The organism is Streptomyces sp. HPF1205, from assembly GCF_020400825.1.
Classification (GTDB): Bacteria; Actinomycetota; Actinomycetes; order Streptomycetales; family Streptomycetaceae; genus Actinacidiphila.
Genome location: NZ_JAINVH010000004.1, coordinates 104,432 through 120,580, shown reverse-complemented (window position 1 = coordinate 120,580; position 16,149 = coordinate 104,432). Strand labels below are relative to the sequence as shown.

General features: G+C 73.2%; 13 protein-coding genes. 10 read left to right on the top strand and 3 right to left on the bottom strand.

The window, feature by feature from the left end; translation table 11 throughout:
• The first annotated feature begins 214 nt into the window (after nt 1-214).
• Nucleotides 215-1,009 carry an MIP family channel protein gene (locus K7G61_RS06455; RefSeq protein WP_225845680.1) on the top strand — a complete coding sequence of 265 codons (795 nt, stop codon included), beginning with the start codon at nt 215-217 and terminating at the stop codon, nt 1,007-1,009.
• 87 nt (nt 1,010-1,096) lie between these two features.
• Here K7G61_RS06455 and K7G61_RS06450 read toward each other — a convergent pair whose 3' ends face one another.
• A complete protein-coding gene (locus K7G61_RS06450; protein ID WP_225845679.1) occupies nt 1,097-1,498 on the bottom strand; it encodes a DUF1844 domain-containing protein in 402 nt (133 codons plus the stop codon).
• Nucleotides 1,499-1,849: 351 nt separating this feature from the next.
• Here K7G61_RS06450 and infC point away from each other — a divergent pair, with 351 nt between their 5' ends.
• The 9 genes from infC to K7G61_RS06405 all read left to right on the top strand — a co-directional run bounded on the left by infC (nt 1,850) and on the right by K7G61_RS06405 (nt 12,035).
• The gene (gene infC, locus K7G61_RS06445) at nt 1,850-2,479 is read left to right on the top strand and encodes a translation initiation factor IF-3 (protein ID WP_225845874.1); all 630 of its coding nucleotides are present in this window, start codon (nt 1,850-1,852) and stop codon (nt 2,477-2,479) included.
• Nucleotides 2,480-2,628: 149 nt separating this feature from the next.
• Nucleotides 2,629-2,823, top strand: coding sequence for a 50S ribosomal protein L35 (gene rpmI / locus K7G61_RS06440; protein ID WP_225845678.1), 195 nt, complete (start codon nt 2,629-2,631; stop codon nt 2,821-2,823).
• A 100-nt stretch (nt 2,824-2,923) separates the two neighbouring features.
• Nucleotides 2,924-3,307 (top strand): 50S ribosomal protein L20, encoded by a 384-nt coding sequence (gene rplT / locus K7G61_RS06435; protein ID WP_225845677.1) that lies wholly within the window; start codon nt 2,924-2,926, stop codon nt 3,305-3,307.
• A 103-nt stretch (nt 3,308-3,410) separates the two neighbouring features.
• Nucleotides 3,411-4,268 carry an RNA methyltransferase gene (locus K7G61_RS06430; protein WP_225845676.1) on the top strand — a complete coding sequence of 286 codons (858 nt, stop codon included), beginning with the start codon at nt 3,411-3,413 and terminating at the stop codon, nt 4,266-4,268.
• Between the two features lie 51 nt (nt 4,269-4,319).
• A complete protein-coding gene (locus K7G61_RS06425; RefSeq protein WP_374204077.1) occupies nt 4,320-5,504 on the top strand; it encodes an ATP-binding protein in 1,185 nt (394 codons plus the stop codon).
• A 138-nt stretch (nt 5,505-5,642) separates the two neighbouring features.
• Nucleotides 5,643-6,764 (top strand): phenylalanine--tRNA ligase subunit alpha, encoded by a 1,122-nt coding sequence (pheS, locus tag K7G61_RS06420; RefSeq protein WP_225845674.1) that lies wholly within the window; start codon nt 5,643-5,645, stop codon nt 6,762-6,764.
• Nucleotides 6,764-9,298, top strand: a complete 2,535-nt coding sequence (gene pheT / locus K7G61_RS06415) for a phenylalanine--tRNA ligase subunit beta (protein WP_225845673.1) — start codon at nt 6,764-6,766, stop codon at nt 9,296-9,298. Before pheS ends, pheT begins: the two co-directional genes overlap by 1 nt.
• A gap of 295 nt (nt 9,299-9,593) precedes the next feature.
• A complete protein-coding gene (locus K7G61_RS06410; RefSeq protein ID WP_225845672.1) occupies nt 9,594-10,814 on the top strand; it encodes a PP2C family protein-serine/threonine phosphatase in 1,221 nt (406 codons plus the stop codon).
• 414 nt (nt 10,815-11,228) lie between these two features.
• The gene (locus K7G61_RS06405; RefSeq protein WP_225845873.1) at nt 11,229-12,035 is read left to right on the top strand and encodes an ABC transporter ATP-binding protein; all 807 of its coding nucleotides are present in this window, start codon (nt 11,229-11,231) and stop codon (nt 12,033-12,035) included.
• Nucleotides 12,036-12,151: 116 nt separating this feature from the next.
• Here the strand turns inward: K7G61_RS06405 and K7G61_RS06400 are convergent, their stop codons facing one another.
• Both K7G61_RS06400 and K7G61_RS06395 read right to left on the bottom strand, forming a co-directional pair.
• Nucleotides 12,152-13,009 (bottom strand): 3-hydroxybutyryl-CoA dehydrogenase, encoded by an 858-nt coding sequence (locus K7G61_RS06400; protein ID WP_225845671.1) that lies wholly within the window; start codon nt 13,007-13,009, stop codon nt 12,152-12,154.
• A 178-nt stretch (nt 13,010-13,187) separates the two neighbouring features.
• On the bottom strand, nt 13,188-15,959 hold the full coding sequence (locus K7G61_RS06395; protein WP_225845670.1) for a cellulose binding domain-containing protein: 2,772 nt from the start codon (nt 15,957-15,959) through the stop codon (nt 13,188-13,190).
• Between the last annotated feature and the right edge of the window lie 190 nt (nt 15,960-16,149).

Here is a 16,149-nt window from a genome sequence, read left to right as displayed (position 1 = left end):
ACCGGACGTCTACGCGTACCGGACGTCTACGCGTACCGGACGCATGAACGCGGCCGGCCCGCCCACCGCGGGCGGACGGGCCGGCCGCCCCGACGGCCTGGACGCCCGACGACCCAGACGGCCCGGACGGAACCCCGGGCACCCGCCCGAGATGTGTGCTTCACCCCAAAGGCCCACAATGCAAGTGCAGCCTGATGATCACCAGGGAGGCCCGATGGACAGGCGATTCGTCCCGACGGATACGCGCAATGTGACGTGCGAGTTCCTGGGCACGCTCCTGCTGGTCTTCTTCGCGGTCGGCTCCGCCGTCCTGTCCGGGGAGTACATCGGCACCCTCGGCATCGCCCTGGCCTTCGGCTTCGTCCTGCTCGCGCTGTGCTACGCCATCGGCCCGATCTCCGGCAGCCACGTCAACCCGGCGGTGACGCTGGGCATGCTGCTCGCCGGCCGGATCGACCTGCGCCGGGCGGTGGAGTACTGGGTCGCCCAGTTCCTGGGCGGCATCGCCGGGGCCGCGCTGCTCCTCCTGGTGGCCGAACAGGTGCCGGGCCTGCGTACCCACGGCGCCTTCGGCACCAACGGCTACGGCTACCGCTCGGCCGTGGGCATCAACATCTTCGGCGCCTTCGTCGCCGAGCTGATCATGACCTTCCTGCTGGTCTACGTGTGGCTGTCGGTCACCCACCGGATCGCCGTGGTCGGCTTCGACGGACTGCCCATCGGGCTGGCCCTCGCCGTCATCCACATGATCGGCATACCGCTGACCGGAACCGGCGTGAACCCGGCCCGCAGCCTCGGCCCCGCGCTGTTCGCGGGCAGCCCCGCGCTCGCCCAGGTGTGGCTGTTCCTGGTGGCGCCGCTGATCGGCGGCGCCGTGGCGGCCGTCGTCCACGAGGCGACCCACCCCGCGCTGGAGGCGCTCAGGGCCGCCAGGACCGCGGCCATCGAGGCGGAGGAGGCCGAGGCGGCGGTACGGGCGGAGGCCGAGGGGCCGCAGGGCCCGGCGTAGACCCGGGGCCGCGCGGCCCCGTCGTACCGGCGGCACACCGGCGGCCGCGGGACCGGCCGCCGGACCGGCCGCGGGACGAGCCGCCGGTCAGCCGAGAACCGGGCCCGTGTACTTCTCGCCGGGGCCCATGCCCGGCTCGTCCGGCACGATCGACGCCTCGCGGAACGCGAGCTGGAGCGACTTCAGCCCGTCCCGCAGCGGCGCCGCGTGGAAGGAGCTGATCTCGGTCGCACTCGCCGTGACCAGGCCGGCCAGCGCCTGGATGAGCTTGCGGGCCTCGTCGAGGTCCTTGTGCTCGGCGCCGTCCTCGGCCAGCCCCAGGTTCACCGCGGCCGCGCTCATCAGGTGGACGGCCACCGTGGTGATCACCTCCACCGCCGGGACGTCGGCGATGTCGCGGGCCACGGCGTCGACGTCGGGAGCCGAGGCCGCCGAGGTCGCGGCGTCCGCGGGAACGGGGACGGGGGCGGGGGAGGGCGTGTCGCTCATGCGACACACGATATGCCCCGTCCGGCCGATTACGGCCTTTGGCCCCGGACTGCTAGACTGGACACACGACCGGCCGGACGCAGGCATGTCCGGCCAACAAGTGGAGGCTCCGATCTCCCACCTGATCGGCCGAGAGGCCGACGGGTTCCGGTCAGACGGCCAGGTCAGCACCGCTGGTTCGATGCCGTCCGATGCGCCCCGCGGGAATAACGCGGCGGTGTTCCCGGTTTGAGGAGCCCCGCCTGTGTACCGTATGGGGCGTTTTTGACGCCCGGGGTACGGGGTCGGACGAAGACAGAATCGAGCGCGGCTGTCGGCCAGTCAGTCGCGTGGTGCAACCGAGGAGGCCCCATCAGCGCCGAGCCCCGCATCAACGACCGGATTCGCGTTCCCGAGGTGCGACTTGTCGGTCCCAGTGGCGAGCAGGTCGGCATCGTGCCGCTTGCCAAGGCCCTGGAGCTTGCGCAGGAGTACGACCTCGACCTGGTCGAGGTCGCGGCGAACGCCCGTCCGCCCGTGTGCAAGCTCATGGACTACGGGAAGTTCAAGTACGAGTCGGCCATGAAGGCCCGTGAGGCGCGCAAGAACCAGGCGCACACGGTCATCAAGGAGATGAAGCTCCGGCCGAAGATCGACCCGCACGACTACGACACCAAGAAGGGTCACGTCGTCCGGTTCCTCAAGCAGGGCGACAAGGTCAAGATCACGATCATGTTCCGCGGCCGTGAGCAGTCCCGGCCCGAGCTGGGCTACCGGCTGCTGCAGCGCCTCGCGGAGGACGTCCAGGACCTCGGGTTCGTCGAGTCGAACCCGAAGCAGGACGGCCGCAACATGATCATGGTTCTCGGTCCGCACAAGAAGAAGACCGAGGCCATGGCCGAAGCCCGCGAGGCCCAGGCCGCGCGCAAGGCGGGCCGGCAGGGCGACGCCGCCGGCGAGCCGGCGGAGCAGTCGGCCCCGGCCGAGGCCGACGCCGGCTGACCGGCACGAGAACCACCTCCCGGGGCCCGCGGGCTCCGGGTCCCCATGCAGACATGTGCGGCCCGCGCCCCCGCGGGCCCCGCACACCAGAACCGACGCTCTCCGTCCGCCCCGCGGCGGCCGGACGCCACGAGGAGACCAGCGGCGCCATGCCGAAGAACAAGACCCACAGCGGCACCAGCAAGCGCTTCAAGATCACCGGCTCCGGCAAGGTGCTGCACGAGCGGGCCGGCAAGCGCCACCTGCTGGAGCGCAAGCCGTCCACCAAGACCCGCGCGCTGACCGGCACCGCCGAGCTGGCCCCGGCGGACGCCAAGAAGGTCAAGAAGCTGCTCGGCAAGTGACCGGCGCCGCCCCGGCCGGGGCGCGCCCGACACGACCGGGACCCCATTCGCTTTCGGACCGCGCGCGCATCCCCGCGGTCCCCTAGAAGGAGTTATTCACGTGGCACGCGTCAAGCGGGCAGTCAACGCCCAGAAGAAGCGCCGGGCGATCCTCGAGCAGGCCAGCGGCTACCGCGGGCAGCGTTCGCGCCTGTACCGCAAGGCCAAGGAGCAGGTCACCCACTCCCTGGTCTACAACTACAACGACCGCAAGAAGCGCAAGGGCGACTTCCGGCAGCTGTGGATCCAGCGGATCAACGCGGCCGCCCGCGCGAACGGCATCACGTACAACCGCTTCATCCAGGGTCTCAAGGCGGCCAACGTCGAGGTCGACCGCAAGATCCTGGCGGAGCTCGCGGTGAACGACGCCTCGGCGTTCGCGGCGCTCGTCGAGGTGGCGCAGAAGGCGCTCCCCGCGGACGTCAACGCCCCCAAGGCGGCCTGACGCCGCGCTCGGCGTCCAGCGCACCGACCGCTCCGGGCCCGCAGGTACCGACCCTGCGGGCCCGTGGTCTGCCCTCGTCACCCGTGCCCCGGGAAGTGAGTCCATGCCCCCACCCGAGTTGACGTCCGTGCGGTCCGCGCGGGTGACCGCCGCGCACCGGCTGGCCAAGCGCAGCTTCCGCGGCAAGGAACGACGGTTCCTCGCGGAGGGTCCGCAGGCCGTGCGCGAGGCCGTCGCGCACCCCGGGACCCCGGCGGGGCGGACCCTCGTCGAGCTGTACGCGACCCCCGCCGCGGCCGAGCGCCACGCCGACCTCGTCGCCGACGCCCGCGCGGCCGGCGCCGCCGTACTGACCGCGACGCCCGAGGTGATGGCGGAGATCGCGGACACGGTGACGCCCCAGGGGCTGGTCGGGGTGTGCCGGTTCCTGGACTCGCCCTTCGAGGCGGTGCTCGCGGCCCGGCCCCGGCTGGTCGCCGTCCTCGCCCATGTGCGCGACCCCGGGAACGCCGGAACGGTGCTGCGGTGCGCCGACGCCGCCGGCGCGGACGCGGTGGTGCTCACCGACGCCTCGGTCGACCTCTACAACCCCAAGGCGGTGCGCGCCTCGGCCGGCAGCCTGTTCCACCTGCCGGTCGCGACGGGCGTGCCGGTGGCGCAAGTCCTCGCCGGACTGCGGGCCGCGGGCACCAGGGTGCTGGCCGCCGACGGGGCGGGACAGCGCGACCTGGACGCGGAACTCGACGAGGGCACCATGGGCGGACCCACCGCCTGGATCTTCGGCAACGAGGCGTGGGGCCTGCCCGAGGAGACCAGGGCGCTGGCGGACGAGGTGGTACGCGTGCCCATCCACGGCCGCGCCGAGAGCCTGAACCTCGCCACCGCCGCCGCGGTGTGCCTGTACGCGTCCGCTCGGGCGCAGCGCGCGCCCGGAGGGTGCCGCAGCGTGACCTCCAGCTAGTAGGGTGGCGGCCCGGGGGCCCTGGAAAGGGGGGTGCGGGGCATGGACGTCATGCCGCAGAACGGCGTGCGCGGCGCGCTGGTGGGCCGGCCCGCGAGGAGCGGAAGGGCGGGTCCGCCGCCGGTGCGGGCCAACGCCGGCCTGCCCGGCCTCGACCACCTCGGGCTGGACCCCGACGACCTGCCCGACGGCCTGGTCGTCGCCGACGAGAACGGGCGGGTGATCTGCTTCAACGCCGCCGCCGCCCGCGTCACCGCCCTGCGCGCGGCCGACGTGCTGGGCCGCCCGGTCGACCAGGCGCTGCCCCTGGAGGACCTCGAAGGCCGCCGCTGGTGGCAGCTGACCGACCCGTACGGCGGCCTGGCCATCCGCGTCGGCCAGCCCGAGCGCAACCTGCTGCTGCCCGGCGGCCGGGAGGTGCTGGTCGCCGCGCGCTACGTACGGCAGCGGCCCGGCGGCCCGCTGCGGCGCCTGGTGGTCACCCTGCGCGGCACCGAGGCCCGCCGCCGCACCGAACGCAGCCACGCCGAACTCATCGCCACCGTCGCCCACGAACTGCGCTCCCCGCTCACCTCCGTCAAGGGCTTCACCGCCACCCTGCTCGCCAAGTGGGAGCGGTTCACCGAGGACCAGAAGAAGCTGATGCTTCAGACCGTGGACGCCGACGCCAACCGGGTCACCCGGCTGATCGCCGAGCTCCTGGACATCTCCCGCATCGACTCCGGGCGCCTGGAGGTGCGCCGCCAGCCCGTCGACATGCCCGCGGCCCTGCGGCGGCACGTGGACGGCCACGTCGCGGCCGGCCAGCCCGCCGACCGGTTCACGCTGAAGGTGCGCGGCCCCCTGCCGCCGCTGTGGGCCGACCCCGACAAGGTCGACCAGATCCTCGGCAACCTGCTGGAAAACGCGGTGCGGCACGGCGAGGGGACTGTCACCATCGAAGTGGCGCCCGCCCCGGCCACCGGCGGCGAGCGGACGCACACGAACCCGGCAGCGGCACCCGGAACGGCGGTCACCGTGAGCGACGAAGGCCCCGGCATCCCCGAGGAGTCGATGGGCCGCGTCTTCACCCGCTTCTGGCGGGGCAGCAAGCGCGGCGGCACGGGCCTTGGCCTGTACATCGTCAAGGGCATCGTCGAGGCGCACGGCGGCACCATCTCGGTGGGGCGGGCACCCGGCGGCGGCGCCCAGTTCCGATTTATCCTGCCCGTCGGGGCGCCCTCGTTCCTGTCCTGAGCCCGCTTCGTGCGGCAGGCCGCACGAGAGCCGCCCGACGGGCGCGGCAGACGGTCCACGCGGCCCCACTAGACTCGGGCATTGGCATGTGTCCGGCCTGGCAGAGCCGCACACGCACCCACATCGGAACGGGAAGAGATGTCGGCACCGAACAAGTCGTACGACCCTGTCGAGGTCGAGGCGCTGAAGCCCGAGCGGATCGAGCGGATGCGCGACGAGGCACTGGCCGCCATCGCGGCCGCCGCCGACCTCGACGCGCTGACCCACGTCAAGACCGCGCACGCCGGCGGCGGCTCGCCGCTGGCCCTGGCCAACCGGGAGATCGGCGCGCTGCCGCCGCACGCCAAGGCCGAGGCCGGCAAGCGCGTCGGCCAGGCCCGCGGCGCCGTCAACCAGGCGCTGGCCGCCCGCCAGACGGAGCTGGAGGCCGAGCGCGACGCCCGCGTCCTGGTCGAGGAGGCGGTGGACGTCACCCTGCCCTACGACCGGCTCCCGTCCGGCGCCCGCCACCCGCTGACCACGCTGTGCGACCGCATCGAGGACATCTTCGTGGCCATGGGCTACGAGGTCGCCGAGGGCCCCGAGGTCGAGGCCGAGTGGTTCAACTTCGACGCGCTGAACTTCCCGCCCGACCACCCCGCCCGCGAGGCCCAGGACACCTTCTTCGTCAAGGGACCCGACGGCTCCGACGACAGCGGCCTGGTGCTGCGCACCCACACCTCCCCGGTGCAGATCCGCTCCCTGCTCGCCCGCGAGCTGCCGGTCTACGTCATCTGCCCCGGCCGGGTCTACCGCTCCGACGAGCTGGACGCCACCCACACCCCGGTGTTCGCGCAGGTCGAGCTGCTGGCCGTGGACGAGGGCCTGACCATGGCCGACCTCAAGGGCACCCTCGACCACATGGTCGTCTCGCTGTTCGGCGAGGGCATGACCACCCGGCTGCGGCCCAACTTCTTCCCCTTCACCGAGCCGTCCGCCGAGATGGACATGCTCTGCTACGTCTGCCGCGGCGCCTCGGTCGGCAACCCGGACCGCCCCTGCCGTACCTGCTCCTCGGAGGGCTGGATCGAGCTGGGCGGCTGCGGCATGGTCAACCCCAAGGTGCTCACCGCCTGCGGGGTCGACCCCCGGAAGTACAGCGGTTTCGCCTTCGGCTTCGGCATCGAGCGGCTCATGATGTTCCGCCACAACGTCGAGGACATGCGAGACATCGTCGAGGGTGACGTGCGCTTCACCCTTCCGTTCGGGATGGAGATCTGATGCGGGTCCCGCTTTCTTGGCTGCGGGAGTACGTCGACCTGCCCGCCGGGGTGACCGGCCGCGACGTCCAGGCCAAGCTCATTTCCGCCGGCCTCGAGGTCGAGACCGTCGAGCAGCTCGGCGCCGGACTCAAGGGCCCCCTGGTCGTCGGCCAGGTGCTGACCATCGAGGAGCTGGAGGGCTTCAAGAAGCCCATCCGCTTCTGCACGGTCGACGTCGGCGACGCCACCGGTGCGCCGCAGGAGATCATCTGCGGCGCCCGCAACTTCGCGGTCGGCGACAAGGTCGTCGTGGTGCTGCCCGGCGCCGTCCTGCCCGGCGACTTCCATATCGCGGCCCGCAAGACCTACGGCCGCACCTCGCACGGCATGATCTGCTCTGCCCGCGAACTGGGCATGGGCGACGACCACGAGGGCATCATCGTGCTGCCGCCCGAGCACGAGGCCGGCACCGACGCGATCGCCCTGCTGGAACTGGTCGACGAGGTGCTCGACATCGCCGTCACCCCCGACCGCGGCTACGCCCTGTCGATGCGCGGCATCGCCCGCGAGACCGCCATCGCGTACGGGCTGACGCTCAGCGACCCGGCGCTGCTCGACGTACCGGCGCCCAACGCCTTCGGCCACCCCGTGAAGGTCGCCGACCCCATCGGCTGCGACCGCTTCACCGCGCGTACCGTCACCGGCGTCAACCCCGAGGCGCGCTCCCCGATCTGGCTGCAGCGCCGGCTGCAGAAGGTCGGCGTGCGCCCGATCTCGCTGGCCGTGGACATCACCAACTACGTGATGTTCGAGGTCGGCCAGCCGCTGCACGCGTACGACCGGTCCCGGCTGAACGGCTCCATCGGCGTGCGGCGCGCCCAGCCCGGCGAGAAGCTCACCACCCTCGACGGCGTCGAGCGGGTGCTCGACGCCGAGGACCTGGTCATCACCGACGACAGCGGGCCGATCGGGCTGGCCGGCGTCATGGGTGGCGCCCACACCGAGATCGCCGACTTCGGCGAGGACTCCGGCACCACCGAGATCGTCATCGAGGCCGCGCACTTCCAGCCGGTCTCGATCGCCCGTACCGCCCGCCGCCACAAGCTGGCCTCCGAGGCGTCCCGCCGGTTCGAGCGCGGCACCGACCCGCTGGCCACCTCCGCCGCCGCCCAGCGCGCGGTCGACCTGCTGGTGCTGCTGGCCGGCGGCCACGCCGAGCCCGGCGTCACCGAGGTCATCTCCCCGTCCGCGCCCCACACGGTGGTCATGCCCGCCGACCACCCCGACCGGGTGGCAGGCGCCGAGTACGGCCGCGAGACCGTCGTCCGCCGGCTCCAGCAGATCGGCTGCGACGTATGGGGGAACCCCCATGCCGGAGGCCACGGGGGAGGTGTTGATGAGCTCATCGTCACCGTGCCGAGCTGGCGGCCCGACCTGGCGTACCCCAACGACCTCGCGGAGGAGGTCATCCGCCTGGAGGGCTACGAGAACCTCCCCTCGACCCTGCCCCGGCTGCCTTCCGGCCGCGGCCTGACCGGCTCCCAGCTGCTGCTGCGCCGCGTCGGCCGGGCCCTGGCCGGCGCCGGCTACGTCGAGGCGCCCAACTACCCCTTCCTGGGCGCGGAGGTGTTCGACCAGCTCGGCCTGGACGAGGACGACGAGCGGCGCCGCACGGTCCTGCTCGCCAACCCCCTCTACGACACCGAGCCCGCGCTGCGCACCACCTTGCTGCCCGGGCTGCTGGCCACCCTGCGCCGCAACGACGGCCGCGGCAGCCACGACCTGGCCCTCTTCGAGACCGGCCTGGTCTTCCGGCCCCGCCCCGACCAGCACCGGCCGCCCCGGCTGCCGGTCGACCGGCGTCCTACCGACGACGAGATCGCCGCGCTGGAGGCCGCGCTGCCGGCCCAGCCCCGGCACGTCGCCGTCGTCCTGGCCGGTGCCAGGGAACGGGCCGGCTGGTGGGGCGCGGGCCACCCCGGCAGCTGGGCCGACGCCGTCGAGGCGGCCCGCACGGTCGCCCGCGAGGCCGCCGTCACCCTCACCGTGCGGCAGGCCCAGTACGCGCCCTTCCACCCGGGCCGCTGCGCCTCGCTGCACGCCACGGCCCCCGACGGCACCGAGCTGCTGGTCGGGTACGCCGGCGAACTGCACCCGCGGGTCACCAAGGCCCTCGGCATCCCCGAGCGCAGCAGCGCCATGGAGGCCGATCTGGACGTGATCGAGCGGGCGAGCGCCGGCCGCGTCACCGGCCCCCGGGTGTCCGCCTTCCCGGTGGCCACCCAGGACGTCGCCCTGGTGGTGGACGACGGTGTCCCCGCCGCCGACGTCGAGGCCGCCCTGCGCGACGGCGCCGGTGAACTCCTGGAGTCCCTGCGCCTGTTCGACATCTTCACCGGGCCCCAGATCGGCGAGGGCCGCAAGTCCCTCGCCTACGCCCTCCGCTTCCGCGCCCCCGACCGCACACTGACCGCGGAGGAGGCGTCCGCCGCCCGGGACGCGGCCGTCTCGGCCGCCGCCGAGCGCACGGGAGCGGTTCTGCGGGGCGCCTGACAGCGGGACGCGCGCGGAAAGCGGGATGCGCGCGGAGCTACCCCCGAGGGGCGCGTGACCGGCCCGAACGCCGGTCACGCGCCCCTCGGGCGTTTCCCGTGCGGGGGGCGTGGGGGCGCGGGCATGGGCGGCGGACCCCTTCCGTATCCCCCCGGGGGGTTTCGTCGCTCTTTCGGGTGATTACCGCCGTCTCCCCGATGTCCGGTCGTGGCGCCGCGCCAGAATCGGTCGGACGCGGAGCGAGCCACTCGGTCCGACCCTGATCGCCACCGCCGCTTCGAGGGGACCTGTCCGGATGATCCTCACACGAGCTGTCGGCGGGCCGCGCCGTATCCCGCGGCCCGTGGTCCCCTGGGCGGCGCTGCCCGCGGCCTGGGCCGTGGCCCTGGGCGCGCTGGCCTGGTGGCTGCCGGACGGCGGTGACCTGCTCCCGGGGCTCGCGGTCACGCCCGTGCTGGCGCTGGCCGACCGGGCGCGGCGGCTGCGGGCCCTGGCTGGCGGAGTGCTGGCCGGGGGAGCGGTGGCGCTCGCCGTGCTCGGCGCCGAGCTCGCGGGCGAGGTGCCGTCCGGCGCCGGCCCGGCACTCGGCTGCGCGGCGACCGTGCTCGCCGCCGTAGGGGCGGGCATGTGGGCGGCGGCCCGCCGCAGCGGGCTGTCGGCGGAACTCGACCGCGCCCGCGAGATCGCGACCGCGGCCCAGGAGGTACTGCTGCGTCCGCTGCCGCGCAGGACCGGACCCTGGAGCGTGGCGAGCGCCTATGCGTCGGCGAGCCGCGGCGCGCTCATCGGCGGCGACTTCTACGAGGTGCTCGTCACCCCCTACGGCGTCCGCGCCCTGATCGGCGACGCCCGCGGACACGGCCTGCCCGCGATCGGCATGGTGGCCGCGCTGCTCGGCAGCTTCCGCGAGGCCGCGCACCAGGAGCCCGACCAGGCCGGCGTGCTGCGCCGCCTCGACGAAGCGCTGCGCCGGCACCTGAGGGAGCGGGCGCACGAGGAGCATCCGGCCGTGACCGGGAGCGCTCCGCGGGACCCGGTGGCCGAGGAGTTCGCCACGGTCCAGCTCGTCCAGCTCGGCGGCGACGGCGCCTTCCAGGTGATCAGCTGCGGCCACCCCGAGCCGTACCTGCTCGGGCAGTCCGTCCGTCCGCTGCCGCTGGGCGACCCGCTGCCGCCGCTGGGGCTGTTCGAGACCGCCCGTACGGTTCTTCCCGTCCGCGCCGGGCGGATCGCGCCGGGGGAGGGGCTGCTGCTGCACACCGACGGCCTGCAGGACGCCCGCGACGGGTCGGGCCGCTTCTTCCCGCTGCGGGACGCGCTGTACGAGGCGACAGGCGACGGCACGCTGTCAGGACCGGGACTCGCCGACCACCTCGGCACGGCCGTCCGGCAGCACGCCGGCGGCCGGCTCCGCGACGACATGGCCCTGCTCGTCCTGGTCCGCGACGGCGCCCGCGCCCGCTCCCGGGACCTGCCGCCCCGCACGGCGGTACTGTCCGCGGCCCCGCGGACCTGACCCGGCCGCGGGGTCGCCGGGTCACCCGGCGAGCCTTCGGGCAGCCCGGTCGGCGGGTCGCCCGTCCCGCGCGCCGTCGCCGTGCTGTCCGGCGCCGACCCGGCGTTGATCCACGGGAGCCTCGCGCGGACGCGCTCGTCGACGGCGTCACCGCCGCCCGACTGCCGCCCCATGTGTGGCCGCTCGCCCTGATCTGGGCGACTGTGGCCGCAGGCGCTGGGTACATGTTCTTTCGGTCGTCCGAGGAGGAGTACGGACGTGGCTGAACCGCAGGCTGAACAGACCACGGGCACACCGGCCGCCGCGCCCGCCGCACGCCCTGCGGCGGCCGGCGACGGCGAGGCCCCCGCCGCCGCGGGCGCCGACGGCTCCGCGACCGTGCCGGCCGGGACGGGCGCGGCACCGACGGCCCACGTGAACGGCGCCGGGCCGGCCGACGACCGGCGGCCCGGCGCCACCACCCGCGTACCCACCGTCGTCGTCGACGGACTGCACGTCGTGTACCGCATCCACGGCGCCGGCACCGGCCACGGCAACGCCACGGCCGCGCTGCGCCGCCTCCTGCTGCGGCAGGGCTCGCCGAACGTCCACACCGTCCACGCCGTCAGAGGCGTCAGCTTCACCACCTACCGCGGCGAGGCCATCGGCATCATCGGCTCCAACGGCTCCGGCAAGACGACCCTGCTCAAGGCGATCGCGGGCCTGCTCCCGGCGGAGCGCGGCCGGGTCTACACCGACGGCCAGCCGTCCCTGCTGGGCGTCAACGCGGCGCTGATGAACGACCTGACCGGCGCCACCAACGTCGTCCTCGGCTGCCTCGCCATGGGGATGTCCAAGGAGGAGGTCCGCGAGCGCTACCAGGGCATCGTGGACTTCTCGGGCATCAACGACAAGGAGGACTTCCTCTCGCTGCCGATGCGCACGTACTCCTCCGGTATGGCCGCCCGGCTGCGCTTCTCCATCGCCGCCGCCAAGCGGCACGACGTGCTGATGATCGACGAGGCGCTGGCCACCGGCGACCGCGCCTTCCAGAAGCGCTCGGAGTCCCGCATCCGCGAGCTGCGCAAGGAGGCCGGCACCGTCTTCCTCGTCAGCCACAACAACAACTCCATCCGCGACATCTGCGACCGGGTGATCTGGCTGGAGAGGGGCGAGCTGCTGATGGACGGCCCCACCGAGGACGTGGTCGCGGCCTACGAGGAGCACAGCGGCGGGAAGTGACCCCCCGGTGTGCCGTGTGCCGTGTGCCGTGTGCCGTGTGCCGCCTGCGGCCCGCGCGCTGCCTGCCCGCGGCCCGCCCGCTCGTACCCCTGTCCGTACCGCGACCCGTCCGTACCTCAGTAGCTGTAGAACCCCGCGCCCGTCTTGCGGCCCAGCCGCCCGGCGTCCACCATCCGCTGCAGGATCGGCGGCGCCGCGTACAGCGGCTCCTTGTACTCGGCGTACATCGAGTCGGCGATCGCCGCGACCGTGTCCAGGCCGATCAGGTCGGAGAGCTTCAGCGGGCCCATCGGGTGGGCGCAGCCCATCTCCATGCCGTTGTCGATGTCCTCGCGCGTGGCGATGCCGGACTCGAACATCCGGATCGCGGAGAGCAGGTACGGCACCAGGAGCGCGTTCACCACGAAGCCGGCCCGGTCCTGCGCGCGGATCGCGTGCTTGCCCAGCACCTCGGTGACCAGGTGGTCCGCGCGCTTGACCGTGTCACTGCCGGTGGTGAGCGCCGGGATCAGCTCGACCAGGCGCTGCACGGGCGCGGGGTTGAAGAAGTGGATGCCGATCACCTGGTCCGGGCGCGAGGTGGCGACCGCGAGCCGGACCAGCGGGATGGAGGAGGTGTTGGACGCGAGAATGGCGTCCGGCCGGGTGACCACCTGGTCGAGGACCCGGAAGATGTCGGTCTTCACCTGTTCGTTCTCCACCACGGCCTCGATGACCAGGTCGCGGTCGGCGAAATCGCCCAGATCGGTGGTGAAGGTGAGCCGCTCCAGCGCCGTGTCCCGCTCCCCGGCGGTGATCTTGCCGCGCTCGGCCGCCTTGCCGAGGGAGTTCGACAGCCTGGCACGGCCCAGCTCCAGCGCCTCGCCGTTCGTCTCGGCGACCCGGACGTCGAGCCCGGCCTTCGCGCACACCTCGGCGATGCCCGAACCCATCTGGCCCGCGCCGACCACTCCGACACGCTGGATGTCACTCACTCGTCAACCCCTCGCCGTGTGCCCCGTCGTGCCTCGTCCACCGGACAGACGTTACCGCTGAACGGAGAAGCCGGGACCGGCTGGGGCCGGTCCCGGCTTCAGGTGACGCCGATTTTCAGGTCATGCCCGGCTCACGCGATGCCCAGTCACGCGATGCCGGACTCGTGTGACGCCCGGCTCATGTGATGATCGAGCAGCCGTTCCCGTTCAGTTCGAAGCCCAGCGGCACCGCGGGGGTCCCGGAGGACGTGGCGGTGAAGCCGAAGGTCGCCGTCCCGCCGGGCGGTATCGAGGGGGCCCAACTCGGCGCCGTCACCGTGACGGTCCTGCCGCTCTGGCTCGCGGTCCCGCTCCACAGCGAGGTGATGGTCTCGCCGGCCGTGAAGTCCCAGCTCACCTTCCAGTTCCCGATCGCCGTCGAGCCGGTGTTGTGGATCGTCACCGAGGCCTGGAAGCCGCCGGGCCACTGGTTGGTGATGGAGTACGCCACCGCGCAGCCCGAGCCGGCGGGCGTGGTGGGCGGGGTGGTCGGAGGTGTGGTCGGGGGCGTCGTCGGAGGAGTCGTGGGCGGCGTCGTCGGGGGCGTGGTCGGAGGGGTGGTCGGGGGTGTGGACGTGCCACCGGAGTCCGTCGTGTCGCCGTAGACGATCCCGCGGCCGTTGGTGCCCACGTAGACCCGGCCGAAGACCCGGGGGTCGCCGGTGATGGCGCCGCCGGTCCAGCCGTACTGGTGGGCGTCGTCGTTGATCCGCACCCAGGTCGCGCCTTCGTCGGTGGAGCGGAACAGGCCGCGCACGCCGCCCACCTTGGCGCTGGTGTAGAGGGCGGGGTAGCTCGCGCCGGGCGCCGCCTTGCCGAAGCCTATGTTGTCCGCCTCCTGGACGGCGGCGACCTTGGTGAAGGAGGCGCCGGAGTCGGTGGAGTGCCACAGGCCGTACGTGCCGCCGGTGGCGCCGCCGGCCAGCCAGATGTCGCCCTCGGTGCCGGGCAGCGCCTTGAACTGCACGGTCCCGCTCGACGGCAGCCCGGTCGCCGCGGTGGCGGTGAAGCTCGCGCCGCCGTCGGTGGACACGTAGAACTTCCCGGCCGAGAAGCCGTAGAACTTCTTGGCGTTCACCCGGTCCGAGCCGACCACCGCGCCGGTCGGGATGCCCGTCGAGGCCGTCCACGAATTGCCGAAGCCCACCGTGTAGTTCACGCCGGTGCCGACCGGGCTCCACACGAAGCGGCTGCCGTCGGCCGCCGCGGCGACCGTGCCGCCGGCGCTCACCCCGGACGGCTCCGCGCCCTGCCACCAGTCGGCGCCGTCGTCGGTGGAGAAGGCGATGTGGTGCGAGGTCGAGCTGGAGTCCACCTCGCCGACCCGGACCATCGTGGCCGGGGTGCCCTGCGCGAAGTCCAGGGCGTCGGTGGTGGTGAACGTGGGCTGGGTGAACATCGTCGACGGGATCGTGTTCAAGTCGGCGTGGCGGAAGCCGCCGAGGTCACCGAGCGCGCTGATCAGCGGCGCGCCGGACGGCGGGCTGATCAGGTCCTTGACGGCCGTCTCCTCCAGGCCCTTGACGTTGGGCTTGATGGTGATCTTGCCGCCGGCCTTGTCCCAGTCGGTGAGGTCGTCGGTGCCGTAGATGGTGGCCCCGGTGCCGTACCACATCCGGTCGGAGTCGAACGGGTCGATCTCCAGCGACTCGGTCATCCAGCCCAGCTTCGGCGTCTGCTCGGGCGGCGAGGGGTTCGTGCCGAAGGTCAGCCACGGCACGGACGAGATGTCCATGGTGAAGCGGTTGCTGCGGTCGGGGTAGCTGGTGTAGTCCCAGGCCCGGGTCCAGGTGGCGCCGCTGTCGGTGGACCGGAAGATCATCGTGTCCGGCCACCAGGAGCTGTAGCCGGTCGCCATGATGGTGCCCGGGTGCTGCCGGTCGACGGTCAGGCCGCTGTAGCCGAAGTACGTGTCGGAGTCGGACATCGGGCTGATGTTCGTCCAGGTGCCGGTGGCTGTCGCGTACCGCCACACCTGGCCCTTGGAGCCGTCGTACGGGCCGCCGGTGTCGCTGGTGGTGAGGTACAGGTAGCCGTTCACCGGGTCGAGGACGCCCTTGTGCGCGATGTAACCGGTGGGCTGGCCGGCCAGCCGCGACCAGGTGGCGCCGCCGTCCGTGGAGCGGTAGACGGTGTTGCTCTTGTCCGCCACGCCCACGTACACCGTCTGGGTGGCCGACCCCTTGGTGCCGGTGCGCGGGTCGAAGGTCACCCACACGACGCCCTGGTTGTCGCTCTGGTAGCCGGTCGTGTCGTTGGGGTCCGCCACATAGGTGCCGGGGTTGGGGAAGGAGGCGACCTTCGACCAGGTGACGCCCGAGTCGGTGCTGCGCCACAGCCCGTTGCCGCTGGGCGCGCCCAGGTACAGGACGCTGTCCTTGTTGGGGTCGATGGCCAGCCGCTCGCCCATGCCGCGGCCGGGCATGTTGCCGCCCAGCTTGAACGGCAGGTCGGTGGCCTGCCACGTGGCGCCGCGGTCGGAGGAGCGCAGGACCGCTCCCGTGCCCGGGTCCCAGGAGTTGGTGTACGTGCCGACCGCCGCGTACACCTTGTCCGGCGCCAGGGCGTCCGTGGCCAGGCTCACCACCCCGGTACGGCCCCAGTGGTCCCAGTCCGTCCCGTCCAGCAGCGGGATCCAGGACTTGGCCGCCTCGTTCCACCGGTAGGCGCCGCCGATGTCGGTCCGCGCGTAGGCGAGGTTCTTCTCCGACTGGTTGAAGACGATGCCGGGGACGAAACCGCCGCCGCCGATCTGCACGTTCTGCCACGTGTACGAGTCGGCGACCGCCCGCGGCGCGGCCTGCCGGGATCCGGCGGCGTCGGAGGCGGCCGCGGTCGCCGAGGCGACGGTCACGGCGCCGCCGATCAAGGAGAGCGCCGCGACCAGCGCGGCGATCGGTCTGCGGAGCATAGGGCGTCCTCTGTGGTGGGGGGTGGACGAGAAGCCGGACGTGGGGGCCCGGAAAGGGGGCGCATGGCCCGAAGTCATGGGAGCGCTCCCATGATTGGTCCGATGTTAGCCCCCGGCCCGGCCGCCGAGAAAGGCCCGTGGCCGGGTCCGTACGGCCACCGGGCCCGCCGGTCGGGGCACTTCAGTGGCA

Coding starts and splice junctions, on each gene's coding strand:
- K7G61_RS06455 (WP_225845680.1), top strand. CDS start 215: ATGGACAGGCGATTCGTCCCGACGGATACGCGCAATGTGACGTGCGAG.
- K7G61_RS06450 (WP_225845679.1), bottom strand. CDS start 1,498: ATGAGCGACACGCCCTCCCCCGCCCCCGTCCCCGTTCCCGCGGACGCC.
- rpmI (WP_225845678.1), top strand. CDS start 2,629: ATGCCGAAGAACAAGACCCACAGCGGCACCAGCAAGCGCTTCAAGATC.
- K7G61_RS06430 (WP_225845676.1), top strand. CDS start 3,411: ATGCCCCCACCCGAGTTGACGTCCGTGCGGTCCGCGCGGGTGACCGCC.
- K7G61_RS06425 (WP_374204077.1), top strand. CDS start 4,320: ATGCCGCAGAACGGCGTGCGCGGCGCGCTGGTGGGCCGGCCCGCGAGG.
- pheS (WP_225845674.1), top strand. CDS start 5,643: ATGTCGGCACCGAACAAGTCGTACGACCCTGTCGAGGTCGAGGCGCTG.
- pheT (WP_225845673.1), top strand. CDS start 6,764: ATGCGGGTCCCGCTTTCTTGGCTGCGGGAGTACGTCGACCTGCCCGCC.
- K7G61_RS06410 (WP_225845672.1), top strand. CDS start 9,594: ATGATCCTCACACGAGCTGTCGGCGGGCCGCGCCGTATCCCGCGGCCC.
- K7G61_RS06395 (WP_225845670.1), bottom strand. CDS start 15,959: ATGCTCCGCAGACCGATCGCCGCGCTGGTCGCGGCGCTCTCCTTGATC.